This window comes from Lentzea indica (genome assembly GCF_012184385.1).
In the GTDB taxonomy this organism is placed as follows: Bacteria; Actinomycetota; Actinomycetes; order Mycobacteriales; family Pseudonocardiaceae; genus Lentzea; species Lentzea indica.
Map to the genome: position 1 here is coordinate 1 of NZ_VSRL01000087.1, position 24,009 is coordinate 24,009.

Genomic DNA, 24,009 nt, shown 5'->3' on the forward strand with positions numbered 1-24,009 from the left:
AGCGTCCGGTCCGCGCCGCCGCCGCCACGTCGACGATGGCCGTCTCGTTCTTCTACCTGCTGGCCCAGATGGCCGGTGCCGGTGGTCTCGTCGCCCTGCCCCCGGTGCCGGTGGACGGCGAACTGCCGTACTCCGAAGGAACCGCGATCGGTTACCGCGGCGCGGTCGATCCGCTGTTCTGGTTCGGCCACGGCCTCGGCTACACGACGTGGGAGTACGGCACGGCCTCTCTGTCCATTGTGGATGGGCAGGTGAGCGCCGTGACGGTGGAGCTCGCCAACACCGGCGAACGGTCGGGGCGCGAGGTCGTGCAGGTCTACCTGCAGCCATCCGGCGAACCGGTGCGCCTGATCGGCTGGGCGCTCGCGGACGCGCCGCCGGCGAGACAGAGCAGGTCGAGGTGCCGTGCTCGGCGCGGGTGCAGCGGGTGTGGAACGACGGCTGGCAGCCGTTGCGGGGCGGCGAGGTGCTGATCGCCCGTGGGCTCGGCGACGTCCGGGTTACCCTGCGCGCTGATCAGGAGTGAGGTGAGCCGTGTCGTTCCCGCCCCGGTACCGGGCCAAGTCGCGGGTGGACCTCTCCGGTGAGGAGTCCAGGGCGAAGGCGGTGGCCGCCGCGACCGAACTGTTCGCGACAGCGGGCTTCAAGGGAACCTCGGTGGCCGCCGTGGCGGCGAAGACCGGGCTCTCGCAGTCCGGTCTGCTGCACCACTTCCCGAGCAAGGCGGCCCTGCTCGGCGCGGTGCTGGAGGAACGCGACCGGCAGGACAGCGACTTCCTGTCAGGTGACACCGGCCCGCCACTGGGTTGGGCGGCTTTCGACGCGTTGACCGCACTGGTGGCGCGCAACTCGACGCGGCCGCACCTGGTCGGGCTGTTCGTGCGGCTCGCGGCGGAGGCCGTCGAACCGTCACATCCGGCACACACGTGGGTGCAGGAGCACTACGCGAGCATCCGGAAGTGGCTGACCGAGGCCGTCCGCATCGGTAAGGAACGCGGTGAGTTCCTCGCCGACGCGCCCGTGGACACGATCGTGCGCACGACGATCGCGGTGATCGACGGGTTGCAGCAGCAGTGGTTGCTGCAACCGGACGAGGTGTCGATGACGGCCGAGTTCGAGGCCTTCACCGAGACGGTGCGTGCTCGCTGGGGTTCCGGCGGGTGTGGTTGAACAGCAGGTTGAGCACGAAGGCGGTCAGCGCCGCGCTGGTGATGGCGCTGCCCCCGATCACCTGTGCCCACGTGGGAAACGAGTGGTAGATCCTCGGCGCCACGACCGGCAGCAGCCCGACGCCGATGGTGACCGCGATGATCAGCAGGTTCCCGGTGTTCTCGAAGTCGACCCTGCGCAGGATCCCGATGCCGACGGCCGCGACCGTGGCGAACATGACCAGGCCCGCCGCACCGACCACCGGACCTGGCAGGGCCGCGACGATCTCGCCGAGCTTCGGGATCAGGCCCAGCAGCACCAGGATTGCGCCGGCGACCGCGGCGACGTAGCGGCTGCGGACCTTCGTGATGCCGACGAGGCCGACGTTCTGGCCGAAAACGGTGTCCAGGAACCCGTTCAGCACACCGCCCAGCACGCCGGAGACGCCCTCGGCCGCCAAGCCGCGGGCGAGATCGCGTGAGGTGACGGGACGGCCGGTCATCTCGCCGACCGCGAGCATGTCGGCGGTCGACTCGGTGAAGGTCACCAGCATGACCACGCACATCGAGATGACCGCGGCGAGCGGGAACTGCGGCGGGCCGAAGTGGAACGGCTGGGCGATGCCGAGCCAGGCGGCGCCACCCACGGCCGAGAAGTCCGTCATGCCCAGGAACACCGCCGCGATCGTGCCGCCGACCAGGCCGACCAGCACTCCCAGCTGACCGAGCAGGCCGCGCGCGAACCGTCCGACGAGCACGATCACCAGCACGATGCCGAACGCCAGCGCCAGCTTCCGAGGAGACGCGTAGTCAGCCGCCGTCGCGTCCTGGCCGGTGATCAGTCCCGCCGCGACCCCGATCAGCGACAACCCGATCACCGTGATCACCGAGCCGGTGACGACGGGCGGGAAGAAGCGGACGGCGCGGGCGAACGGCACCGCGATCAGGATTCCGAAGACACCGGCCGCGAGCATCGACCCGTAGACGGCCTGCACGCCGTACTGGCCGGCGATCAGGATCATCGGTGTCACGGCGGTGAACGTCGCGCCGGCCACGACCGGCAGCCGGATGCCCAGGACGTTGCCGATGCCGAGCGCCTGCAGCACCGTGATCAGGCCGGCGACCAGCAGGTCCGCGTTGACGAGCAGGCCGATGGTGTGGGTGTCGAGTCCGGCGGCGGCACCGAACACGAGCGGCACCGTGACGCAGCCGGTGTACATCGCGAGGACGTGCTGCAAACCGAGCAGTCCGAGCCGGGCAGGTGGCAGCACCTGGTCGACCGGATGCTTGAGGGCGGTCTCCATGCACTTCTTCTAGTGCCTGGACGTTGCGGCGTCGTCACGCCGGGGAGAACTCGCCCGCTCAGCGGTCCAAGGGTGGTGGCCCGGTTCAGTCTGGGGGACCTGCCGGGCCACCGGTCTTGTGAAGGTGGCCGACGTGCGCGGTGACTTTCACACGCCGGCCGGGTTCTTGGGGGAACCAGATCCGGTAACTGCGCCGACCCCCTGTCCCAGGTCTTCTCGGGCCCGGCGGCGCAGGTACCGGATCTGGGTACAAAGGTGCCAGGAGGTCCGCACAGATTTCGCCCAGGCCGTGCACAGGCGGTCGGGAAGTGCGCGAGGATGGCTGTACCCGACGTTCGAGATCATCGAGGAGAACTACACCTGTGGAGTTCCTGCTGCTCGGTTCGCTGGCGGTACGGCGGACGGGCACTTTGCTGGAGCTGGGCGGACCCCGGCAGCGCGCGGTGCTCACGATGCTGTTGCTGCACGCCAACGAGGCAGTCAGCGTCGCACAACTGACCGAGGCGGTCTGGGACTCACCGCCGGTTTCCCCCGAGTCGAACCTGCGCACGTACGTCGCAGGGTTGCGCAAGGTCCTCGGTGAGCGGCTGATCACCAGGCCCGGTCACGGCTACCAGCTCGTCGTCGAGCCCGGTGAGCTCGACCTGGACGCGTTCGACCAGCTCGTCCGTGCCGGTGAGGAAGCGCTTGCGGACAACGACACCGAGGCCGCGGCGGAGAAGTTCGCCCAGGCGCTGGCCAAGTGGCACGGCGTCCCGACCGCGGAGCTCAACGCGGGACCGTTGCTGCGCGCCGAGCTCACCCGGCTGCAGGAACGCAGGCTGACCGCCGTCGAGCGGTACGCGAAGGCCGCGCTGGAGCTCGGCCGGTTCGACGACGTGATCAACCGGCTGCGACGGGAGTCGGCGCTGCACCCGTTGCGCGAGGAGCTGTGGGCACAGCTGATGCTCGCGCTGGACCGCTCCGGCCGTCGTGGCGAGGCGCTGGAGGCGTACGCGACCGCCCGCAAGCACGTGATCGAGCAGGTCGGGGTCGAGCCGGGCGCGCGACTTCGCCAGCTGCAGCAGGTGATCCTCGAAAGCCGGGTGCCCTCGCCGGCCGCGTTGAGCGCGCACCGGCAGTTGCCGATGGACATCGCCGAGTTCACCGGCCGTGAGTCCGAGCTGCGGCGGCTGTGCGAGCCGGGGCCGCATTCCACGGTCGTGATCTCCGCGATCGAGGGCATGGCCGGAGTCGGCAAGACGAAGCTCGCCGTGAGGGCGGCACACCAGCTCGTGCAGCGCTATCCGGACGTGCAGCTGTGGGCCGACCTGCACGGGTTCGACGCCGACGAGCTGCCCGCGGACCCGTCCGCCGTGCTGGAGAGCTTTCTGCGCCTGCTGGGCGTGCCCGGCGGGCAGATCCCCGAGTCGCTGGAGGAACGGGCCGCGCTGTACCGCGACCGGCTCTCGGGCAAGCGCGCGTTGGTGCTGCTGGACAACGCCGCGGGCGAGGATCAGGTCCTGCCGCTGCTGCCCGGCAGTGCCACCTGCATGGTGCTGATCACCAGCCGTCGCACGCTGCTCAGGCTCGACGGCGTGAAGTCGCTCTTCCTCGACGTCTTCACGCCGGGCGAGGCCGTGGCGTTGCTCTCCCGGATCGCCGGTGAGGATCGCGTGCACGCCGACCGCGAGGCGGCCGAACGGATCGCGGAACTGTGCGGGCACCTGCCCATCGCCGTGGCGCTGGCCGCGAAACGACTCGCTCGTCGTCCACAGTGGACGATGCTGGACATGGTGGCACAGCTGGAACGAGGGGGTGGTGCCGGCGCGCGAGGCGTGTTCGACCTCTCGTACCAGGCCTTGCCCGACAACCAGAGGCGATTATTTCGACTCCTCGGAATCCACCCGGGAGAGGACCTCACGGCCGAGTCAGCCGCCGCCCTCGCCGGACTGACCGCGTACGAGGCCGGTGACCTGCTGGAGACATTGCTCGACGAGCACCTGCTGCAACAGCACACACCCGGCCGTTACGGACTGCACGACCTGTTGCGCGCGTACGCCGTCGAGCAGGTCACGGCCGCTGAGCCGCCGCCGGCACGAGCTGTGGCGCGGCGGCGGGTGCTGGACTGGTACGTGCACACGTCGTGGAACGCGGCGCAGCAGCTGAACCCGCAGCGCAAGCTGGAGATCGGCACCGCGGACCCGGCCGTGCACCCGCGCGCGTTCGCCGACCGCGACGCCGCTTTGCTGTGGTGCGACACCGAACGGGCGAACCTGGTGGCCGCGATCCGCGACGCCGCCGAGCACGACCTTCCCGAGCACTCCTGGGCCCTGGCCCAATGCCTGTGGGACTTCTTCAACCTGCGCAAGCACTGGGCAGACTGGATCGACACGCACGGCGTCGCACTGGCCGCCGCCCGTTCGGTGGGTGACCGCAGCGCAGAGGGGCGGATGCTGATCACGCTCGGCATCGCACTGCGCGAGGTCCGGCGGCACGGCGAGGCCATCGACTGCTACCAGCAGGCTTTGTCCATCTTCCGCGCGATCGGCGACAAGTCGCGGCAGGAACCGACTTTGAACAACCTCGGCATCGTCTACATGGTGCAGGGACGGGTCGACGACGCGTTGTCCTGCTACGAGCAGGCCGCCGAACTCGCCCGTGAGCTCGGCAACCTGCACTCGGAAGCCGTGACGCTGAACAACATCGGCCTGCTGCACGCCGACGCCGGCCGGTTCGACGTCGCCCTGGCGCGCTACCTGCGGGCGTTGGAGATCCGGCAGGAGATCAAGGACCCGTACAGCGAGGCCATCCTGCTCAACAACATCGGCGAGGTGTACCGGGGGCTGCTCGACTTTCCCGAGGCCGTGTCGTACGTCGACAGGGCGCTGGAGACGTTCCGCGCGATCGGTGATCTCTACGGGCAGGCCGAGTCCCTGGACAACCTCGGGCTCGCGCTGGACGGTCTCGGTGACCGCCGTGGTGCCGAGAAGTGCTGGCTGGAGTCCGTGACGCTGTTCGAAGAGCTGGGTGAACCGAAGGCCGACGAGGTGCGCGGACGGCTCTAGCCTCAGAGGACACCGACGAGGTTGCCGATCGTGATCACCCCAACGAGCACGGCCAGCAGCGACAGCAGGGCGCCGATCACCGCGGGCGCCTTGCCCCTGCGGTGTCCAAGCAGCCCGAGGATCGCGACCACGAACCCCGGCAACCCGAACGCCCATGCGACGTACGGGCGCACGCCGTCCAAGTTCATCGGGAGAAAGGTCGCCACGACCCCGGCCAGCCCCAGAACCAGTGCCACCAACCCCAGCACGGGTCCCTTGGGAGGCGGGGCCTGCGATCCGACGGGCTGACTCGACTGCTGCTCGGGCGGTCCGTAGGACATGTCCGCGACCCTAAACCAACCAATCTTTAGATCTCCAGTGAATCCAACAACGCATCAACCGTCGGCTCGATCGCCGCGGCGGCCCGCGCGTCACGGAACCTGCGCTCGATCCCCAGATCCCGGCGAAACGCCGCGTCCCCGCACACCTTCATCGCCAGGTCGGTCACCGCAACGGCGGCTTCGGTCGCGGTGACCGCCAGCAGCCGCACCCGGTCGTCCGACCGTTCCGGATGCCACGTCACCGCGGACAGGGTGTCGTTGTAGAGCACCCGGACCGAGTCGGTCCGCAGCCGCATCCTGGCCAGGTCGGCCCGTGTGCGCGGATCACCGCCACCGAGATGCCCCAGCGCCGCCGCCAGCGCACCCTCCATCAGGCCCAGCGACACCGAGGCCCCGAGCACCAGGAACCACGGAAACGCCGGCTCTTCCGACCACAGCCGGTTGGACGCCGGCACCCGCACGGGATCCGCCTCCACACACGTGGCGACGGTTCCCCGCAAGCCCATCCCGGCGTGGTCGGCCGGCACCAGCAGCCCCGGAGCCTGAGCCGGCACCAGCCACAACGCCGACCCGCAGGACCAGACGTAGCTGTCCGCCTCGCCGGCCGCGATCACCCAGCTCTTGCGCGCCCGCATCTGCACCACGTCGCCGTGCGCGGACACCTCACCCGACGAGCCGAAGGCCGCCAGCGTCGCCAGGTGCCGGCCTGCCGCGATCTCCGCACGCAACCAGTGCGGACCCGAGCGGTCCAGCACGGCGGCCGCGGAGTAGTGCGAGCGCAGGACGGAAGCCGTTGCGCCACAAACGCGAGCGACGTGCTCGACCACCCGTCCTGCCGACCGCAGGTCCTGTCCTCCCCCGCCGACCGTCCGCGAGATCGTCATCCCCAGAATGCCGCGCGCGCCCAAGGCGTTGAGGGCAGCGCGGGGAAATCTGGCGTGTTGGTCGACGTCGGCGGCCGAAGGCGCCACCACGTTCTGCACGATGCGGAGCAAGTCCGCCCGGTACGTCACGTTGGTGGGTAAAGCGAGTAGGACGGGAAGTTGCCGTACGGCCGTTCATCGGGCGGGCCCTCTGTGACGGCGTGCACGAGCAACGAGCCACCTACGAACGCACCGCGCCAGGAGGCTCCGCGGCCGCCGAACACCTCGTCCCGGTCGCCCCGCGACCGCGGTTTGTTGATCCCGACCTTGAACGCCTGGACGTCCTCGCTCAACCGCCGCGCGGTCGCCTCGTCATCGCAGGCCAGAGAGGCGACCAGTGCGCCGTTCGAGGCGTTCATCGCGGCCAGCAGCTCGGCCTCGGTGTCCACCAGCACGATCGTGTCGACCGGCCCGAACGGCTCGGCGTGGTGCAGCACGGACGACCGCGGCGGGTCGAGGATCGCGACCGGTGCAAGGTAGGCGGCGGTCTGCTGCCCCGGCAGGAACCGGCCGGAGTCCGGCGATCCCCGGTACAGCGGCACGCCGCCGGCACGGATCGCCTCGTCCACGACGTCACCGAGCTCCTTGGCCTTCGCGTCGTTGATCAACGGCCCGAAGTCCAGCGCCGGCAGCTCGTCGCCGGGCGAACCGACGGCGAGCGGGTGGCCGAACTTCACGTCTCGCACCGCGGGCAGGTAGACGTCCAGGAACTTGTCGAACAACGACCGCTGCACCACATAACGCGGGTAGGCCGTGCAACGCTGCTTGCCGTAGTCGAAGGCCTTGCGGATCTGCGTGCCGAGCATGTCCCAGGAGTCCGTTTCCCAGACACCCCAGCAGTTCAGGCCTTCCTGCTCCAGCACGTGCCGCCGGTTCGAGTCGACCAGCCGCGCCGCGATCGCGCTGCCGACGTCACGTCCGCCCACAAAGGACACACAGCCCAGGAACGACGACCCGACCAGCACCGGCGCCAGCTCGGCCCCGCTCCCTGAGACCAGCGTCAACGGCAGGCCCGACCGCACGGCCAAAGCCGTGGCCAGCGTCAGGCAGCTCACGCCACCGTCGGTCGGTGCCTTGGCGATGACGGCGTTGCCCGCCAACGCCTGCACCAGCATCGCGTGCATCAGCACGCTCATCGGGTAGTTCCACGACGCGATGTTGCTCACCGGGCCGGACAACGGTGTCCGGCCGGCCAGCATCGCGTCGATTTCCTCGACGTACCAGCGCACGCCCTCGATGCAGCGGTCGACGTCAGCCGTCGCGAGGCGCCACGGCTTGCCGATCTCCCACACCAGCAGCAACGACAGCAGGTCGCGGTGCTCGGTGAGGGCGTCCAACGCGGACGACACACGCGCCTTGCGTTCAGCCAAAGGCACGTTGCGCCACTCGATGTGCTGGTCGACGGCGGCGACCACCGCGCGGCCCGCGACGTCGAAGTCGAGGAACGGCGGGCCCGCGATGGTGGAGCCGTCGACCGGGGTGGTGGCGGGCATCGGTTCGCCGGAACGGCTCCACCCGCCGCCGAAGTGGTTGAGCAGCCGATCGTCGTGAAACGCTTCGGGTGCGACCTTGACGCACTGCGAGTAGACCTCGTTCCACGAGGTACCGGGCTTGAGGATCAACGACATCGGAGCGCCCTCCCTGCCGAACGATGTGACCGCGATCGATCAGCGGTTTTGCACGTGCTGCCAGCCGAACCGTCCCTTGATGCACAGGTTTCCGTGCGTCACAGTGCTGTCGTGCGGGGACGTGACCTTTACGATCTCGTTGTCCTGCACGTGCAGGGTGAGGTTGCACCCGACACCGCAGAACGTGCAGATGGTCGTGGTCTGGGTCTGGGACTCCTCATCCCAGGTGCCGTCTTCCCGCTTGTCGTGCTCGCGCTTGAAGCTCAACGCACCGGTCGGACAGACCTCGATGCAGTTGCCGCAGTAGACACAAGCGCTGTCGGGCAAGGGCGTGGCGAACTCCGTGGAGATCCGCGCGTCGAACCCACGTCCCGCCACGGAGATGGCGAAGCTGTTCTGCCATTGGTCGCCGCACGCGTCGACGCACTTGTAGCACATGATGCACTTGCCGTAGTCGCGGACGTACAGCGGATTGTCCACTTTGGTCGGTTGCCGGACGGTCGCGGCGACAGAGCCGTCGATCTCCTCGTGCTCGCCGGGCTGGCGATCGTCGCGGTCCGCCGCGGGCGGAGCGGACGGCCCGAACCGTGAGGGGTCGGCGCCGCACGCGGACATCCACTCGTCCACGTGCGGCGTGGTGGACAGGTCCGTCGCGGACCCCAGAAGTTCCAGCACCAGCTTGCGGCTGTGTTGCGTCCGCTCGGAGTCCGTGCGCACGACCATGCCCGGCTCGACCTTGCGCGAGCACGACGGCACGAGCGTGCGCGAACCCTCGACCTCGACCATGCAGACGCGGCAGGCGTTGGCGGGCTTCAACGTGTCGCCGTAGCACAGCGTCGGGATCGACTTCCCGGACGCGGTGCAGGCGTCCAGGATCGTCGCCCCCTCGGGCACCCGGACGGCCTCACCGTCCAAAGTCAGCTCGACCAGCCGCTTCGGCAGCCCGATCTCCACGATGGTCATGACGCCGCCTCCTCCGCGTAACCCAGTCGATCGAGGGCTGATTCGATGGCGTTCCAGGCTGTTTGCCCCAGACCGCAGATGGACGAGCCGCGCATCACCTGCCCGACTTCCCGCAGCAGCTGAAGGTCTTGCGCGCTCGTGCTCAACGGACGCTTGCCCACCAACCGATGCAGCGCTTCTTCCTGCCGCACCGTGCCGATCCGGCACGGCACGCACTGCCCGCACGACTCGTCGCGGAAGAACGCGGCGATGCGCAACAGGAAGCTGCCCAGGTCCGCGGTGTCGTCCAGCACCAGCACGACACCGGAGCCGAGCGTGGTGCCGGCGGCGCGCGCGTCCTCCAGGGTGAGCGGCAGATCGAGCTCGTCCGGGCGAACGAACCCGCCTGCCGCCCCGCCGAGCAGTACCGCTCGCAGCTCCCGGCCTGGCGGCACGCCACCCGCCAGATCGAGGAGTTCCCCGAGCGTGGTGCCGAACGGCACCTCGTACACGCCCGGACGACTCACGTTTCCCGACAGGCAGAAGAGCTTCGACCCCGTCGACCCCTCGGTGCCGATGCGGGTGTAGGCCTCGCACCCCTCCGTGAGGATCACCGGCACGTTGACCAGTGTCTCCACGTTGTTGACCACGGTCGGCTTGCCGAAGAGCCCCTGCTCCACCGGGAAGGGCGGCTTCGACCGCGGTTCACCGCGGAAGCCCTCGATGGAGTTGAAGATCGCTGTTTCCTCGCCGCAGATGTACGCGCCCGCGCCGCGGCGGATCTCGATGTCGAACGAGAAACCCTCGTGGCCCATGATGTTCTCGCCGAGGAAGTTCCGTTCGCGCGCCTTCGAGATCGCGTTGCGCAGCAGGTGCAGCGCCCGCGGGTACTCGCCGCGCAGGTAGAGATAGCCGCGTGAACACCCGGCCGCGAACCCGGCGATCGTCATCGACTCGATCACCGCGAACGGGTCGCCCTCCATCAGCAGCCTGTCCTTGAACGTGCCGGGCTCGCTCTCGTCCGCGTTGCACACCAGGTAGTGCGGCCGGACGGGCTGGCGGGCGGTCGCGTCCCACTTGCGTCCCGTCGGGAACGCCGCGCCGCCGCGGCCGGTCAGCTTCGCGTCGGTGACCTCGCGGATCACCCCGGACGGGCCCAGGAGGAGTGCCGTCCGCAACGCCGCGTATCCACCGGTGGCTCGGTAGTCATCGAGACTTTCCGGGTCCACCACGCCAACTCGCTTGAGCAGCCGCAGGCCGGGGACACCGGCCTGCGGCACCTCCGCGCGCTCACCGTCCACGTGGGAGGGACCAGCGGCCGCCACCGCGATCACCTCGCCGGCGTGGGTGGGCGCCAGGAGCTGCTCCTTCGCCACCTCCCCCGCCTCGAACGCCAGCGCGGCCGGAGCCTTCTCGCACACCCCGAGACAGGGGCTGCGCAGCCATCCGCTCTTCGCCCCCGCCGGACCGAGCTCGTCGGTCAGCCTGTCGCACAACGACTTCGCGCCGTTGACCTGACAGGCCAGGTCGACGCAGACGTGCACGACCTTCGCCGGCCGTTCGGTCAGCGAGAACAGCGAGTAGAAGCTCGCCACGCCGTACGCCTCGGCCGGCGGGATATGCAGGACGCGGCAGATGTGGTTCAGCGCGCCCTGGCTGATCCAGCCGACCCTGTCGTTGACCGCGTGCAGGGCGGGCAGCAACTGGTCCCTGCCCATGCCCGTGAACAGGTCGACGACAACGCGTTCCGCCTCCGTGGGCTCGATGTCGAGCAGCTTGAGGTCCACTCAGCCCACCTTCCCGGAAACAGCAGGCACCGGGAGCTTCTCGATCCGGATGGCCGCGGCCTTGTACTCGGCCGTGCCCGCGATCGGGCAGGTCGCTTCGATCGTGATCACGTTGACGTCGATCTCGTCGGGGAAGTGGAACGTCATGAACACCAGACCGGGCTTGAGGCCGTCGTCGATCCGCACGGGCGCCTGGATCTGGCCGCGCCGGGACGTGATCTGGACTTCCTCACCGTCGGCGACCCCGAGCATCGCGGCGTCCTGCGGGCACAGGTCGAGCGTCTCGCCCTTGCGCAGCGGAGACTCGAACCCGCTCGACTGCACACCGGTGTTGTAGGAGTCGAGCCGGCGTCCGGTGGTGAGCCGGAACGGGAAGTCCTCGGTCAGCTCGTCGACCGGCGGACTGTGCAGCACCGGCGAGAACGTGGCGGGCATGCCGCGCTTGACCGGGTCCTCCTCCCACAGCCTGGCGTGCAGGAAGCTGGGTTCGAGGGAGTCCTCGCTGGGACACGGCCACTGGATGCCGCCGAGCTCTTCCAACCGCTGATAGGACATGCCGGTGTGCAACGGGGACAGGCTGCGCAGCTCGTCCCACACGTCCTCGCCGGTCTTGTGCTGCCAGTCGGCGCCGAGCCGGTGCGCGATCTCGCTCATGATCTCGATGTCGTCGCGCGCGCCCTCTGGCGGGTTCAGCGCCTTCCTGACCCGCTGGACGCGGCGCTCGCTGTTCGTGAACGTACCGTCGGTCTCGCACCAAGCCGCCGCTGCGGGCAACACGACGTGCGCGAGCTGCGCGGTCTTGGTGAGGAAGATGTCCTGCACCACCACGTGGTCCAAGTTGGACAGTCGCTTGATGGTGTGCTCGCAGTCGGCCTCGGACTGCACCGGGTTCTCGCCGATGATGTAGACGGTGGTCATGTCACCGCGTTCCATCGCCTCGAGCATCTGGGTGAGGTTCCAGCCCTTCTGCGCCTTGATGTTCGAGCCCCAAGCAGCGTTGAACTTCGCCGTGACGCCGGGATCCGTGACGTCCTGGAAGCCCGGCAGCCGGTCCGGGATGGCGCCCATGTCGCCGCCGCCCTGGACGTTGTTCTGGCCGCGCAACGGGTTCAGCCCCGCGCCGTAACGGCCGACCTGGCCGGTCAGCAGCGCCAGGTTGATGAGGCTCAGCACGTTGTCCGTGCCGTTGTGGTGCTCGGTGATGCCGAGCGTCCAGCTGAGCTGTCCGCGGTCCGCCTTGGCGTAGGCGTGCGCGAGCTCGCGGATCAGCTCGGCCGGCACACCGGTCTCCAGTTCGGCGACCGGCAGCGTCCACGGCTCGACGGCCTTCACGAACTCCTCGAAGCCCTCGGTGGCGCGCTCGACGAACGACTGGTTGACCAGCCCGGACGCGATGATCTCGCGCGCGATCGCGTGGGCCAGCGGGATGTCCGTGCCGACGTTGAGCCGCAACCACCTGTGCGCCCACTTGCCGGTGCTCGTCAGCCGCGGGTCGACCACGTACAGCTTCGCGCCCTTGTTGACCGCCTTCAGCACGTGCTGAAAGAAGATCGGGTGCGCCTCCCGAGCGTTCGAGCCCCACAGGATGATCAGGTCGGCGTCCTCGATCTCCTGGTAGGAGGAGGTGCCACCACCGCTGCCGAACACCTTGGCGAGGCCGGCCACACTCGGGGCGTGACACGTGCGGTTGCACGAGTCGACGTTGTTCGTCCCGATCACCGCACGCGTGAACTTCTGGGCCATGTAGTTCATCTCATTGGTGGCCCTGGCGCAGGAGAACATGCCGAACGCGTCCGGTCCACCCCTCGCCACGTTCCTGCGGAAACCCTCTGCGGCGCGGTCCAGTGCCTCGTCCCAGGTGGCCGGGCGCAGGATGCCTGAGTCGCGCACCAGCGGCTGGGTCAGCCGGACGTAGGGCTCGGTCTTCTTCCGCCTGCTCATCACGACACCTCCTGCGTCCATACTGTATGCAATCTTCGGTATGCGCTAGCCCCAGTTGAGGATTCGTCCCGCGGTCATCCCCGGACGGCGTACGAGTGCGCGCCGGTGCCGGCCAGCTTGCCGCCGTCGACGATCAGGTACTCGTCGCGGATCGGTGTACCCGCGAAGAACGACTCCAGGATCTCCCTGGTACCAGCGGCATACCGGGCCTGCGCGGACAGCGAACTGCCCGAGATGTGCGGTGTCATGCCGTGGTTCGGCATCGTCCGCCACGGGTGGTCGGACGGCGCGGGCTGCGGGAACCACACATCGCCCGCGTACCCGGCCAACCGGCCGCTCTGCAACGCCCTGACCACCGCGTCCCGGTCCGCGATCCGGGCCCGCGCGGTGTTGATGAGGTACGCACCGCGCTTCATCGTCGCGATCAGCTCGTCGTCGAACAGTCCCTCGGTCTCGGGGTGCAACGGCGCGTTGATGGTAACGACGTCGCAGTGCGGCACCATGTCGGCGGCCGAGGCGTGGAACGTGAGCCCGAGCTCCTCTTCAACGGAGGCGGGCAACCGGTGCCGGTCCGTGTAGTGCAGGTGCACGTCGAACGGAGCGAGCCTGCGAAGCACCGCCAGGCCGATGCGGCCGGCCGCGACCGTGCCGACGTGCATGCCTTCGACGTCGTAGGACCGGGCCACGCAGTCGGCGATGTTCCAGCCACCGTTCAGGACGGTCTGGTGCGACGGCACGAAGTTGCGGACCAGGTTGAGGATCGACATCACCACGTGCTCGGCGACGCTGATGCTGTTGCAGTACGTCACCTCGGCGACGGTGACGCCGTGCTGGATCGCCGCGTCCAGGTCGACGTGGTCGGAGCCGATGCCCGCGGTCAGGGCGAGCTTCAGACGAGGTGCGCGGGCGAAGCGTTCGGCGGTCAGGTAGGCGGGCCAGAACGGCTGGGAGATCACGACGTCCGCGTCGGCGAGCTCGCGATCGAAGACCGAGTCCGGGCCGTCCTTGTCCGAGGTCACCACCAGCTCGTGGCCGAGGCCCTCGAGAAACGTTCGCAGGCCCAGCTCACCGGACACGCTGCCGAGCAGGTGACCTGGTGTGAAGTCCACTGAGGACGGAGTGGGCAGCGTCTGGCCGCCGGGGTAGCCGTTCAACGACGGCAGATCGTCACGGGCGTAGGTGGCCGGGTAGCCGGTCACCGGGTCGTCGTAGAGAACGCAGAGAATCTTCATGCCTTCCAGCATCGAAGCCGGAGGCCCCTGGCGTCCAAGCGAAAGTTCCTATGCCGTCATAGTTCGCGTCTATCAAGATGCTTGTGCAGCATGCGATCCAGCTCTCCGCGCACGTCCAGGCCCCGTGTGAGGCCCAGCATCGCCCTCGCCAGCATGGAGACCTGCTCGCCCGTGACCAACCCGATTTGCGGCACACGGCGAGGGTCCTCGATCCGCACGACGCGCATCCCCTCTGGTGTGCCGAACATCTGCAGCCAGGCGTGGGCGATGACGCTCGACCACTTCCGTGTCGCCACGTGGGCGTACAACGTCGCCACGGTGTCGGCCTCGATCACCGGCACCGGTTGCACGCCGGCGTCCGCGAAGATCCCGTCCAGTATTCGGCGGTTGCGCATCTTCGACGTCAGCAAGCACAACGGCAGCGCGGCCACGTCAGCCCACCGCGCCACCGGACGGGAGGCGATCTCCTCGTCGGCGGGCGTCAGCAGCACGTAGCGCTCCTCGTACAACGGCATGGCGCGGACCGAGCCGTCGACGTAGGTCATCGCGATGTCGAGCTCGAACTCGTCGAGCCGCCGCTCGATCTCCCTTGACGACAACGACTCCAGCGTCACTCTGACGTGCGGATGGCGCTCGCAGAACGGTGCCGTCAGAAGAGGAGCCGCCGGCAAGGCGGTCGGAATGGCACCGATCCTCAGAACGCCCGAGAGCGACTCGCGCATGCGTGACAGATCCTGCTGCAGGGCATCGCGGTCCGCGAGCATGCGATGCGCCCACAGCAGGACCCGTTCCCCTTCCGGCGTCAGCGACTCGAACCGGCGGCTGCGGGACACGATCGGCACCCCGAGCTCGCGTTCGAGCTTGCTGATCGCCGCCGACAACGACGGCTGGGAGACGTGGCAGGCCTCCGCCGCGCGGGCGAAGTGGCGTTCGCGCGCCAGAGCGACCAGGTACTCCAGCTGACGCAGCAACAACTACGACACCAACGACGTGCGCGACAGCAGGTCGATCGCCGCGTAGACGTGCCGCAGCGTCGGTGCCGGCACGCGGGTGAGCTCGGCGATCTCCACCACCGCGGCGATGATCGCGTCGATCTCCAGCCGCTTGCCCGCCTCCAGGTCCTGCAGCATCGACGTCTTGTGGTGCCCGACGCGGCGGGCGCCGTCGATGCGCTTGTCGATGGAGATCTGCGGGTCACAGCCGGCGGCACGCGCGATCGTGAGGGTCTCGGCCATCATCTGGGCCACGAGATCGCGGCTGTCCGAGTGGTCGCAGATCTCCACCATCGTCGCGCGGGTCAGCGCGCTCAACGGGTTGAACGCCACGTTGCCCATGAGCTTGATCCAGATGTCCTCGCGGACGTCCTTCTCCACCGGGCACTTCAGCCCACCCGCGATCATCGCCTCGCTCAACGCGACACAGCGCGGCGAGATCGACCTGTCAGGCTCGCCGATCGAGAACCGCGTGCCCTCCAGGTGCCGGATCACACCCGGTGCCTCGATCTCGGTCGAGCAGTAGACGACGCATCCGATCGCCCGTTCCATGGGCAGCACGGCCGTGACCGAGCCACCGGGGTCCACGGCCTCGATCCGCTGCCCCTCCAGGGGATGCCCGGTCATGCCGTGGAAGTACCACCACGGGATCCCGTTCTGCGCCGCGATCACAGCGGTGTCGGGACCCATCAACGGTGCCAGCAGATCGCCTGCCGACGCGTACGAGTACGCCTTCAGGCCGAGGAAGACGTAGTCGACCTCACCCACTTCGGCGGGATCATCGGTCGCATGTGGATGCGCGGTGAAGTCACCACGAGGACTCAGCACGCGCACGCCGTGCTCCCGCATGGCGGCGAGGTGGGCTCCACGCGCGATCAGGTGGACGTCCACGCCCGCACGATGCAAGGCAGCACCGACGTAGGCACCGATCGCTCCGGCTCCGAGAACAGCGATCTTCATGTCACGCCCCGCTCTGCCACTATTCTGGCAAGATTGCATACAGTATACGGACAACACGACCAAAGCTCTAGAAGTGCTTTTTGCATACCAAAAGCTGTATTCTGTCGCGCATGACCTCTTTGCCCAGTGGCCGCCGGGCCGCCCGCGGCCCACTCAGCGCCGCAGCAAGCCGCCGGGTCGAACGGCCGGCGCCGCTGCGTCAAGCCGTCTACGACGCCTTGCTCGAGCTCATCGTGAACCGCACCCTCGCGCCAGGCCAGCACCTGGTCGAGGCCGAGCTCGCCGAGTACCTGGGCGTGAGCAGCAGCCGGTGCGCGAGGCCCTGCAGCGACTCCAGACCGACGGCTGGGTCGATCTGCGCCCCGCCCAGGGCGCCTTCGTGCACACCCCGACCGAGGAGGAGGCCGACCAGCTGCTCGCCGTGCGCAGCGTGCTGGAGACCTACTCCGCCAAGCTCGCCGCCGAACACGCCACCGCCTCCGACGTGAAGATGCTCAGGAAGCTGCAGAAGGCCGGCGAGGAGGCCCTGGTAACCGCGAACGTCGAGCGCCTGGTCAAGGCGAACGCCGACCTGCACGCGGCCGTCGCGGCGATCGGCCGCAACAAGGTCCTGTCCGAGATGATCGGACTGGTCGACCGCCGGGTGCGCTGGTACTACACGCCGATCGCCCGGCCGCGCAGCCGGGACTCGTGGAACGAGCACGCCGAGCTGGTCACGGCCATCGCCGATGGTGACGTGGAGCGAGCGGGCGAGGTCATGCACCGTCACGCGGAGCAGACCCGGCAGACCTATCACGACCGGAAGACCACCGAAGGTTCTACGCAGAGCGACTGAGACATCACGTTCAGATCACCCCAATTCGGTCATTTGGTGCCATATGGGTGATCCGCGACACGATGGTCGTGGATTGCATACAAAACGCAGTATGCTGAATTTCGGCAGGGATGGGGTCAACGAGGATCCCGAACGGGTATCCCGTGGACGAGACCCCAGCCGCAACCCTGCTCCTCCCGTGCGACAGTGCCTGTTGAGCTTCTGCGCGCCCTGGGAGCGACCATCGACAGGAGGAAGACCATGTCCCGCTTGAAGAACTTCGCGCGCGCCCTCACCGAACCGCGCCAGGGTTTCTCCGCCGACGGCCGCACGCTCGGCCTCGGACTGGCCACCGCGCTGAACGAGCAGCGCAAGGACGCCGAGGCCGTCGCGGCCGTGGCCGAGACGCTCCGTAAGGACGCCGAGGGCCACACGATTCACGGCTGATTGTCCTTCACCGGAGCGTCCTCGCTCCTTTGTGCACTTTCGGCTCCCTCCACGGCGGACCGGGCGGCCCGCCGGGAGGTGTGAAGGCTCCACACCGTGGTGATGACGAGCGTCACCACGATCACCCCGAGAGACACCACGATCGGGATCTCCGGAGCCCACGAGACACCGTGGTGGTGCATCGCCTCGAAGATGAGCTTGAGCCCGATGAACGCGAGCACCACCGCGAGGCCCTTGCTCAGGTGCACCAGGCGATCCAGAAGGCCGCCCACCAGGAAGAAGAGCTGGCGCAGGCCCATCAACGCGAACGCGTTGGCGGTCAGCACCAGATAAGGCTCCTTGGTGAGCCCGAAGATCGCCGGGATCGAGTCCACCGCGAACAGCAGGTCCGTGGTGCCGACCGCGACCATGACGATCAGCATCGGCGTGACCACGCGCCTGCCGTCGATGCGCGTCGTCAACGCGGCACCGTGGTAGGTCGTCGTCGCCGGCACGACCTTCTTCACCGCGCGCAACGCGGCGTTCTCGGAGAACTCGGCTTCCTCGGTTTCCTCCTGCCGCAACAACTTCCACGCGGTGTAGATCAGGAAGGCACCGAAGAAGTAGAACAGCCAGTCGAACCGCGCGATCGCCTGTGCGCCCAAGGCGATGAAGACGGCACGGAGCAGCAACGCCAGGATGATGCCGACGATGAGCACCTTTTGCCGGTACTCCCGCGGCACCGCGAACCTGGCCATGATGAGCACGAACACGAACAGGTTGTCGACGCTCAGCGAGTACTCGGTGATCCAGCCGGCGAAGAACTCACCGCCGTGCCCCGGCCCGGCGAACAACGTGACGCCGAGTCCGAACAGGACGGCCAGGCCGACGTAGAACATCACCCAGTACAACGACTCGCGGAACGACGGTTCGTGCGGTTTGCGTGCCACCAGGTAGAAGTCGAACGCGATCACGGCGGCGATGCCGCCCATGGTCGCGATCCACACCCAGACGGGTAGGTCCAGCATCCTTGGCTCCTTCGGCGGAAGGGAAGGTCAGCGGGCAGCGGTGGCACCCGAACCCAAACGACGCTGCCGCAAGCGCAGCGCGATGCGTTCGTGCAGCCACAGGAATCCGATGGCCCAGCCGAGGCTCACGATCCCTTGGTAGGCGAGGAAGCCGGCCAGGTCCGAGGGCAGCCGTACCTGGCCGGTGAGCACCAGGCTCACGGAGATCTCGTGCACCAGCCTGGCGAGCGGGAACCCCACGAGCCAGTAGAGCGCCACGGGAGCGAACCGCCTGCCGGGAGCCGGCCTGCCGCCACCAGCAGGCCGAAACCGCCGCCGAGCGCTCCCAGCGGCAGGCCGAGCGCGACCATCGTCACGAGCGCCCACCCGAGCGGCTGGCCGACGAGCGCGGCCAGCCCTCCCGCGATGAGCCCGGCCGCAAGACCGACGAACGCACCGGGAATTGCTTCGCGGATCTGCATCTCAGCCCACCACCACGCCGAACTTCACGAGACTGAAGAGCAGCATGCCCAGGTAGAACACCGCGCCGAAGCCCACGATGATGTTCGTGATCAGCTTGGGCCTGATGGGTTTGGGCAGCATCCTGTTGTTCACCAGCAGGAGCACCACGCAGTAGGCGCCCATGGCGAACGTCGACAGGAACGCGAGCACGTCGAGGATCGCTCCCGGTCCGTCCGCCGGTCCGAACAGCAGGATCAGGATGCCGAAGGTGATGACGCCCCACAGGAATCCCGCGTAGATGTGCGACATGCGGAACCGCTTCGCGCCGCGCACGAAGTGGTAGGTCATGTCCGCCTGGCCGCGGGAGAACGAGTCGAACAGGCCCAGCGTGGCGTTCAGGCCGATCAACGCGATGAACCCGAGGAACACGCCACCGAGCACCGGTCCGCCCGCTGACGCGAAGGCGTCCGACATCGCGTTGAGTGCCGCCTCGCGCTCACCGGACTCGATCAGCGCCTTGACGTCCGGGGAGGTCCGGCTGGCCGACTGCGCGAGAACCGTGAAAGAGACCGTGACGAGCATCGTGATGCCCCAGAACAACAGCAGGGCGTCGAAGGTGACCCAGCGCCGCCAGCCCTTCCACTTGGCCAGCTCCGCCTTGTCCTCGGTGTCGAACATGTAGCCGCGGGACGGCATCTGCTCTTCCTCGCCCGCGTGCCGCAACCCGCGCAGCTTCGGGATGTGCGCACCCATGCCGGCGCCGCTGTCGCGCAGGTGCAGCGTGTACCACATCTGTTGCATGCCGGACGGGCCCGCGAACGCGATCGAGCCGACGATGATCGGAAACCACTCGGGAGACATGGCCTGCGCCGGGAAGTACCCGAACTGGAACATGCCGGTCACGGTGCTGGTCAGGTCGCCCCACGTGCCGACCAGCGCGGCCACCACGGCCGTGCTGACAACGAGCAGTCCGATGAGGATGGACAGCAGGTTCTCGAGCAGGTTGTAGATGACCTTGGCGAGGCTGAACAGCACCCCGACCAGGATCAGGCCGACACAGGCCGACACCGTCCAGGGTATGCCGGTGATCTTTTCCAGGGCCGCCGCCCCTGCGGAGAGATGCCCCGGCCAGATGTAGACGAGTATCGCGACTACGAAGAAGAACCACATGATCGGTTTGAACACGCGTGCGGCGCCGAAGAAGATGCTCTCCCCCGTCGCCATCGCGTACCTCGCCATCTCGAGCATGACGACGGCCTGCAGTGTCACGCCGATCAGGAAGAGCCACCTGATGTCCGGTCCGAAGACCAGCACCAGGCGCGGCCACATGTAGGACTCGCCCATTCCCACGCCAAGAGCCACCAGGAACACCGTGGGACCGAGCAGGTGGATCGACGGTGGCGCGTCGGGCAGTTTCCTGATGGGCATCGCTTCCAGCCTGCCCGCGGGCCAGACACGCTCCTTCTCAGGTGGCGTGGTCACGTCCGTTCGGGCGACCAGATTTGGATCATCCACGGTTAACAACCTCCAGAGGACCGGCTGTCTTCGTTGACCTCCCTGGCGGGTTCGCGACCGTGGGCGTGTCACGGTCGCGGACGGGCCATCTCTCCCTTGCAGGCCGCGAGTGGCCGTGGCCGTCTGCACGACCACGACCACTCACGACTACCTATAGCAAGCCGGCAGCACGGGCCCACCGGTACTTCGCGCCCAGTACTGCGACAGGTTTCTCCGTTGTGTACGGATACGCAACCACCCCGTTCCGGTACAGGTACTCGCTGGCTTCCTCGACCTGAACGTCACCGGCGAGCGAGGCGACGACGGGCTTGTGGATTCCGTTCGCCCGGTACTCCTCCACGACGTCGACCACGAGCTTCGCGAACACCATCGGTGGCGTGACGATGGTGTGCCAGTAGCCCAGGATCAACGAGTGGATGCGGTCGTCCGCGAGACCGAGCGCGATCGTGTTCCGGTACGTCGAGGGCGGTTCGCCGCCGGTGATGTCGACGGGGTTGCCCGCCGCGCCGAACGGGGGGATGAACTTCCTGAACGCCGCGTCCAGATCGTCCGGAATGGTCATCAGGCTCAACCCGTTGTCCACACAGGCGTCCGAGAGCAGCACGCCCGAGCCGCCCGCGCCGGTGATGATGACGACGTTCTCGCCCTTCGGCGTGGCCAGCAGCGGAATGCCGCGCGCGTACTCCAGCAGGTCGTTCAGGCCGGGTGCGCGGATCACGCCGCTCTGCCTGAGGATGTCGTCGTAGACCCGGTCGTTGCCCGCCAGTGCGCCGGTGTGCGAGCTGGCTGCTTTGGCGCCCTGGTCGGTTCGTCCCGCCTTGAGCACCACGACCGGTTTCTTTTCCGAGACGCGCTTCGCCGTCTCCGCGAAGGAACGGCCGTCCTTCAGGTCTTCCAGGTGCATCGCGACGAGCTGGGTGTTCGGGTCCTGCTCGAAGAACGTCAGCAGGTCGTCCTCGTCGATGTCGGCCTTGTTGCCCACGCCCACGATCGCGGAGACGCCCATGCCGGCGGAACGGCTGAATCCGAGGATCGCCATGCCGATTCCGCCGCTCTGCGACGAGAGCGCGACGCCGCCCTTGACGTCGTACGGCGTGCAGAACGTCGCCGAGAGGTTCTCCGGCGTGTAGTAGTAGCCGTAGATGTTCGGGCCGAGGATGCGCACACCGTGCTTGCGCGCGATCGTGACGATCTCGTCCTGCAGCTCCTGGTTGCCCGTCTCACCGAAGCCGGAGGGGATCATGATCGCTCCGGCCGCGCCCTTCTTGCCGACCTCTTCCAGCGCTGCCGGTACGAACTTGGCCGGGATCGCGAACACCGCGACGTCGACGTCTCCTGGAACGTCGGCGATGCTCGCGAACGCCTTCCTGTCCAGGATTTCGTCGGCTTTGGGGTTGATCGGGTAGATCTCGCCCTGGAAGCCGCCGTTGACGAGGTTCTTCATCACCGAGTTGCCGATCTTGCCCTCTTCGTTGGAGGCACCGATCACGGCGACGGCGGCGGGCTTCATGATCCGGTTCATCGAGGCGAGGATCTCGTCCTGCGTGAACCGGTGCGGTTCCTTGGCTGCGTTCTCGTCCACCAGGATCCGCACGTCGACGGCGGTCGCCCCAGAAGGCATGGCGAGCACGGGGTTGAGGTCGACCTCGGCGAGCTGCGGGAAGTCCGTGACCAGATCCGAGACGCGGTGGATCAGGTCCGCGAGCTTGTGCGTGTCAACGCCTTCCGCGCCACGCACCCCTCGCAGGATCTCCGCGGCGGCGATGCCGTTGACCATCGACAGCGCCTCGGAGTTGCTCGTGGGTGCCAGCCGGAACGTGACGTCCTTGAGCACCTCGACCAGGATCCCGCCGAGGCCGAACGCGACGATCTTGCCGAACGTCTCGTCGGTGGTGGCGCCCACGATGACCTCGTGGACCTCGTTCCCCGTCAGCAGCTGCTGCTGGACCTGGACGCCGGTGATCTCGGCGTCCGCCTTGTAGTTCTTGGCGTTGTGGATGATCGTGCGGTAGCCTCGGCGACCTCGTTCGCGTTGCGAAGGCCCACCAGCACGCCGCCGGCCTCGGTCTTGTGCAGGATGTCCGGTGAGACGATCTTGAGCACGACCGGGTAGCCGATCTCCTCGGCGAACGCGACGGCGCCCTCCGACGACTTCGCCAGCGCCTCGGCCGGGGTCGCGATCCCGTAGGCGTCACAGACCCGCTTGCCCTCCGGTGCGGTGAGCGACGACCGTCCCTCCGCCCGCACCTTCGCGAGTACGTTCTCGACCGCGGCGCGGTCGTAGCCGTTGTCCGGCATGAGATCTCGTCTCCCTAACGGATTAGATGACGCCGGCGGTGCGGAGTTCGGCCAGTCGTTCGGTGCTGTAGCCCAGAGCGCCGAGCACCTCGTCGTTGTGCTCACCGAGCAGCGGCGGGCGCTGCACCTCGACGACCGAGTCGGAGAGCTTGAGCGGGTTGCCGACCGTCTTGAACGTGCCGCGCTCGGGGTGGTCGACCTCGACGACGGTGCCCAGCTCGGCGAGCGTCGCGTCCTCGATGATCTCCTTTGTGGACAGGATGGGTCCGCACGGGATGTTGTGGGCGTTGAGCTTGTCCATCACCTCCCACTTGGTGTGCTTCTCCGTCCACTCCTCGATCAGCGCGAACGCCTTGTCCAGCTTGGAGAGCCGGACCTCGGGCGTGGCCCAGGCCGGGTCCTCGGCGAGCTCCGGTTTGCCGATCAGCTCGGTCAGCGGCTTCCACCCGACCGGCTGGATGATCACGTAGATGTAGTCGTTGGGGCCGCCGGGGGCACAGCGCACCGCCCAGCCGGGCTGGCCACCACCGGATGCGTTGCCGGAGCGGGGCACCTCGTTCCCGAACTGCTCGTTCGGGTACTCCCCCAGCGGCCCGTGGGCGAGTCGCTGCTGATCGCGCAGCTTCACCCGGCACAGGTTGAGGACGGCGTCCTGCATCGCGACCTGGACCCGCTGCCCGCGCCCGGTGTTGGTCCGCTGGTACAGCGCGGCCAGGATCGCGGCCACCAGGTGGATTCCGGTGCCGGAGTCGCCGATCTGCGCGCCGGTGGCGAGGGGTGGACCGTCCTCGAACCCGGTGGTGCTCATCGAGCCGCCCATGGCCTGCGCGATCACCTCGTACGCCTTGAAGTCGGCGTAGCGGCCCGGCCCGAAGCCCTTGATCGACGCGTAGATCAGCTTCGGGTTGAGCTCCTGCAGCTTCTCCCACGGGTAGCCGAACCGTTCCACGACACCGGGGCCGAAGTTCTCGACGAGGACGTCCACCTCACCGACGAGCTTCTCGAAGACCTCCTTGCCCTCAGGGGCCTTCATGTTCAGCGTGATGCTCCGCTTGTTGCAGTTGAGCATCGTGAAGTAGAGACTGTCCACATCGGGCAGATCCCGCAGCTGGCCGCGGGTGATGTCACCGCGTCCCGGCGTCTCCAGCTTGATGACGTCCGCACCCAGCCAGGCGAGCAGCTGGGTCGACGACGGTCCGGACTGCACGTGCGTCATGTCGAGGACTTTGACGCCCTCCAAGGCTTTACCCACTGAATTTCCCA

Annotated in this window: 20 protein-coding genes and 3 pseudogenes; 6 read left to right on the forward strand and 17 right to left on the reverse strand. The window is 68.0% G+C overall.

All coding sequences use genetic code 11. The annotated features are described in order from the left end of the window. Both FXN61_RS23415 and FXN61_RS55550 read left to right on the forward strand, forming a co-directional pair. Positions 1-473, forward strand: a pseudogene (locus tag FXN61_RS23415) (hypothetical protein); the annotation flags it as partial. A gap of 61 nt (positions 474-534) precedes the next feature. Beyond that, complete coding sequence (locus FXN61_RS55550) at positions 535-1,170, forward strand: TetR/AcrR family transcriptional regulator (RefSeq protein WP_167976194.1); 636 nt, start codon at positions 535-537, stop codon at positions 1,168-1,170. Here FXN61_RS55550 and FXN61_RS23425 read toward each other — a convergent pair. Beyond that, complete coding sequence (locus tag FXN61_RS23425; RefSeq protein WP_167976195.1) at positions 1,124-2,452, reverse strand: nucleobase:cation symporter-2 family protein; 1,329 nt, start codon at positions 2,450-2,452, stop codon at positions 1,124-1,126. The genes FXN61_RS55550 and FXN61_RS23425 overlap by 47 nt on opposite strands. A gap of 362 nt (positions 2,453-2,814) precedes the next feature. Between FXN61_RS23425 and FXN61_RS23430 the strand changes: the two genes are divergently transcribed. Next, positions 2,815-5,499, forward strand: coding sequence for an AfsR/SARP family transcriptional regulator (locus tag FXN61_RS23430; protein ID WP_167976196.1), 2,685 nt, complete (start codon positions 2,815-2,817; stop codon positions 5,497-5,499). Between the two features lie 2 nt (positions 5,500-5,501). Here FXN61_RS23430 and FXN61_RS23435 read toward each other — a convergent pair whose 3' ends face one another. The 9 genes from FXN61_RS23435 to FXN61_RS23475 form a co-directional block, all read right to left on the reverse strand. After that, positions 5,502-5,819 (reverse strand): hypothetical protein, encoded by a 318-nt coding sequence (locus FXN61_RS23435; RefSeq protein WP_167976193.1) that lies wholly within the window; start codon positions 5,817-5,819, stop codon positions 5,502-5,504. A gap of 26 nt (positions 5,820-5,845) precedes the next feature. Then, positions 5,846-6,814, reverse strand: coding sequence for an acyl-CoA dehydrogenase family protein (locus FXN61_RS55555; RefSeq protein WP_246291910.1), 969 nt, complete (start codon positions 6,812-6,814; stop codon positions 5,846-5,848). Positions 6,815-6,828: 14 nt separating this feature from the next. Further along, positions 6,829-8,370 carry an aldehyde dehydrogenase family protein gene (locus FXN61_RS23445; RefSeq protein ID WP_167976197.1) on the reverse strand — a complete coding sequence of 514 codons (1,542 nt, stop codon included), beginning with the start codon at positions 8,368-8,370 and terminating at the stop codon, positions 6,829-6,831. Positions 8,371-8,409: 39 nt separating this feature from the next. Continuing rightward, positions 8,410-9,333, reverse strand: coding sequence for a 2Fe-2S iron-sulfur cluster-binding protein (locus FXN61_RS23450; RefSeq protein WP_167976198.1), 924 nt, complete (start codon positions 9,331-9,333; stop codon positions 8,410-8,412). Next, positions 9,330-11,099, reverse strand: a complete 1,770-nt coding sequence (locus tag FXN61_RS23455; protein ID WP_167976199.1) for an NAD(P)H-dependent oxidoreductase subunit E — start codon at positions 11,097-11,099, stop codon at positions 9,330-9,332. Before FXN61_RS23455 ends, FXN61_RS23450 begins: the two co-directional genes overlap by 4 nt. Next, positions 11,100-13,040, reverse strand: a complete 1,941-nt coding sequence (locus FXN61_RS23460) for a molybdopterin oxidoreductase family protein (protein ID WP_167976200.1) — start codon at positions 13,038-13,040, stop codon at positions 11,100-11,102. It lies immediately after the preceding gene. Between the two features lie 74 nt (positions 13,041-13,114). Continuing rightward, positions 13,115-14,272: an NAD-dependent formate dehydrogenase gene (locus FXN61_RS23465; protein WP_167976201.1), complete on the reverse strand. Its 1,158-nt coding sequence runs from the start codon at positions 14,270-14,272 to the stop codon at positions 13,115-13,117. A gap of 56 nt (positions 14,273-14,328) precedes the next feature. Next, on the reverse strand, positions 14,329-15,246 hold the full coding sequence (locus tag FXN61_RS23470) for a LysR family transcriptional regulator (protein WP_167976202.1): 918 nt from the start codon (positions 15,244-15,246) through the stop codon (positions 14,329-14,331). After that, positions 15,247-16,224, reverse strand: a complete 978-nt coding sequence (locus FXN61_RS23475) for a 2-dehydropantoate 2-reductase (RefSeq protein WP_167976203.1) — start codon at positions 16,222-16,224, stop codon at positions 15,247-15,249. It lies immediately after the preceding gene. Between the two features lie 110 nt (positions 16,225-16,334). Between FXN61_RS23475 and FXN61_RS54500 the strand changes: the two are divergent. From FXN61_RS54500 to FXN61_RS23485, 3 genes and pseudogenes are all read left to right on the forward strand, one after another. Next, a pseudogene (locus FXN61_RS54500) lies at positions 16,335-16,478 on the forward strand (GntR family transcriptional regulator); the annotation flags it as partial. Positions 16,479-16,534: 56 nt separating this feature from the next. Beyond that, positions 16,535-17,059, forward strand: a complete 525-nt coding sequence (locus tag FXN61_RS54505) for a GntR family transcriptional regulator (protein ID WP_312877941.1) — start codon at positions 16,535-16,537, stop codon at positions 17,057-17,059. A 240-nt stretch (positions 17,060-17,299) separates the two neighbouring features. Continuing rightward, positions 17,300-17,485, forward strand: coding sequence for a hypothetical protein (locus FXN61_RS23485; RefSeq protein ID WP_167976204.1), 186 nt, complete (start codon positions 17,300-17,302; stop codon positions 17,483-17,485). Here the strand turns inward: FXN61_RS23485 and FXN61_RS23490 are convergent. From FXN61_RS23490 to frc, 7 genes and pseudogenes are all read right to left on the reverse strand, one after another. After that, a complete protein-coding gene (locus FXN61_RS23490) occupies positions 17,476-18,489 on the reverse strand; it encodes a TerC family protein (protein WP_167976218.1) in 1,014 nt (337 codons plus the stop codon). The genes FXN61_RS23485 and FXN61_RS23490 overlap by 10 nt on opposite strands. Before the next feature lie 30 nt (positions 18,490-18,519). Beyond that, positions 18,520-18,693, reverse strand: a complete 174-nt coding sequence (locus FXN61_RS23495; RefSeq protein WP_167976205.1) for a hypothetical protein — start codon at positions 18,691-18,693, stop codon at positions 18,520-18,522. After that, positions 18,690-18,953, reverse strand: coding sequence for a hypothetical protein (locus FXN61_RS23500; protein WP_167976206.1), 264 nt, complete (start codon positions 18,951-18,953; stop codon positions 18,690-18,692). The genes FXN61_RS23495 and FXN61_RS23500 overlap by 4 nt, the downstream gene beginning before the upstream one ends. 1 nt (position 18,954) lies before the next feature. Beyond that, positions 18,955-20,448 (reverse strand): Nramp family divalent metal transporter, encoded by a 1,494-nt coding sequence (locus tag FXN61_RS23505; protein WP_312877942.1) that lies wholly within the window; start codon positions 20,446-20,448, stop codon positions 18,955-18,957. Between the two features lie 151 nt (positions 20,449-20,599). Then, positions 20,600-22,069 carry an acetate--CoA ligase family protein gene (locus tag FXN61_RS55560; RefSeq protein WP_376770714.1) on the reverse strand — a complete coding sequence of 490 codons (1,470 nt, stop codon included), beginning with the start codon at positions 22,067-22,069 and terminating at the stop codon, positions 20,600-20,602. Positions 22,070-22,087: 18 nt separating this feature from the next. After that, a pseudogene (locus FXN61_RS56470) lies at positions 22,088-22,746 on the reverse strand (acetate--CoA ligase family protein); the annotation flags it as partial. Positions 22,747-22,768: 22 nt separating this feature from the next. After that, entirely contained in the window at positions 22,769-23,998 is a 1,230-nt protein-coding gene (frc, locus tag FXN61_RS23515) for a formyl-CoA transferase (protein ID WP_167976207.1), read from the reverse strand. Positions 23,999-24,009 lie beyond the last annotated feature (11 nt).

Bases quoted from the DNA above. Each gene is read 5' to 3' on its own strand.
- FXN61_RS23425 (WP_167976195.1), bottom strand. From the start codon at position 2,452: ATGGAGACCGCCCTCAAGCATCCGGTCGACCAGGTGCTGCCACCTGCC.
- FXN61_RS23435 (WP_167976193.1), bottom strand. From the start codon at position 5,819: ATGTCCTACGGACCGCCCGAGCAGCAGTCGAGTCAGCCCGTCGGATCG.
- FXN61_RS23445 (WP_167976197.1), bottom strand. From the start codon at position 8,370: ATGTCGTTGATCCTCAAGCCCGGTACCTCGTGGAACGAGGTCTACTCG.
- FXN61_RS23450 (WP_167976198.1), bottom strand. From the start codon at position 9,333: ATGACCATCGTGGAGATCGGGCTGCCGAAGCGGCTGGTCGAGCTGACT.
- FXN61_RS23460 (WP_167976200.1), bottom strand. From the start codon at position 13,040: ATGAGCAGGCGGAAGAAGACCGAGCCCTACGTCCGGCTGACCCAGCCG.
- FXN61_RS23465 (WP_167976201.1), bottom strand. From the start codon at position 14,272: ATGAAGATTCTCTGCGTTCTCTACGACGACCCGGTGACCGGCTACCCG.
- FXN61_RS23475 (WP_167976203.1), bottom strand. From the start codon at position 16,224: ATGAAGATCGCTGTTCTCGGAGCCGGAGCGATCGGTGCCTACGTCGGT.
- FXN61_RS23485 (WP_167976204.1), top strand. From the start codon at position 17,300: ATGTCCCGCTTGAAGAACTTCGCGCGCGCCCTCACCGAACCGCGCCAG.
- FXN61_RS23500 (WP_167976206.1), bottom strand. From the start codon at position 18,953: ATGCAGATCCGCGAAGCAATTCCCGGTGCGTTCGTCGGTCTTGCGGCC.
- FXN61_RS55560 (WP_376770714.1), bottom strand. From the start codon at position 22,069: ATGCCTTCTGGGGCGACCGCCGTCGACGTGCGGATCCTGGTGGACGAG.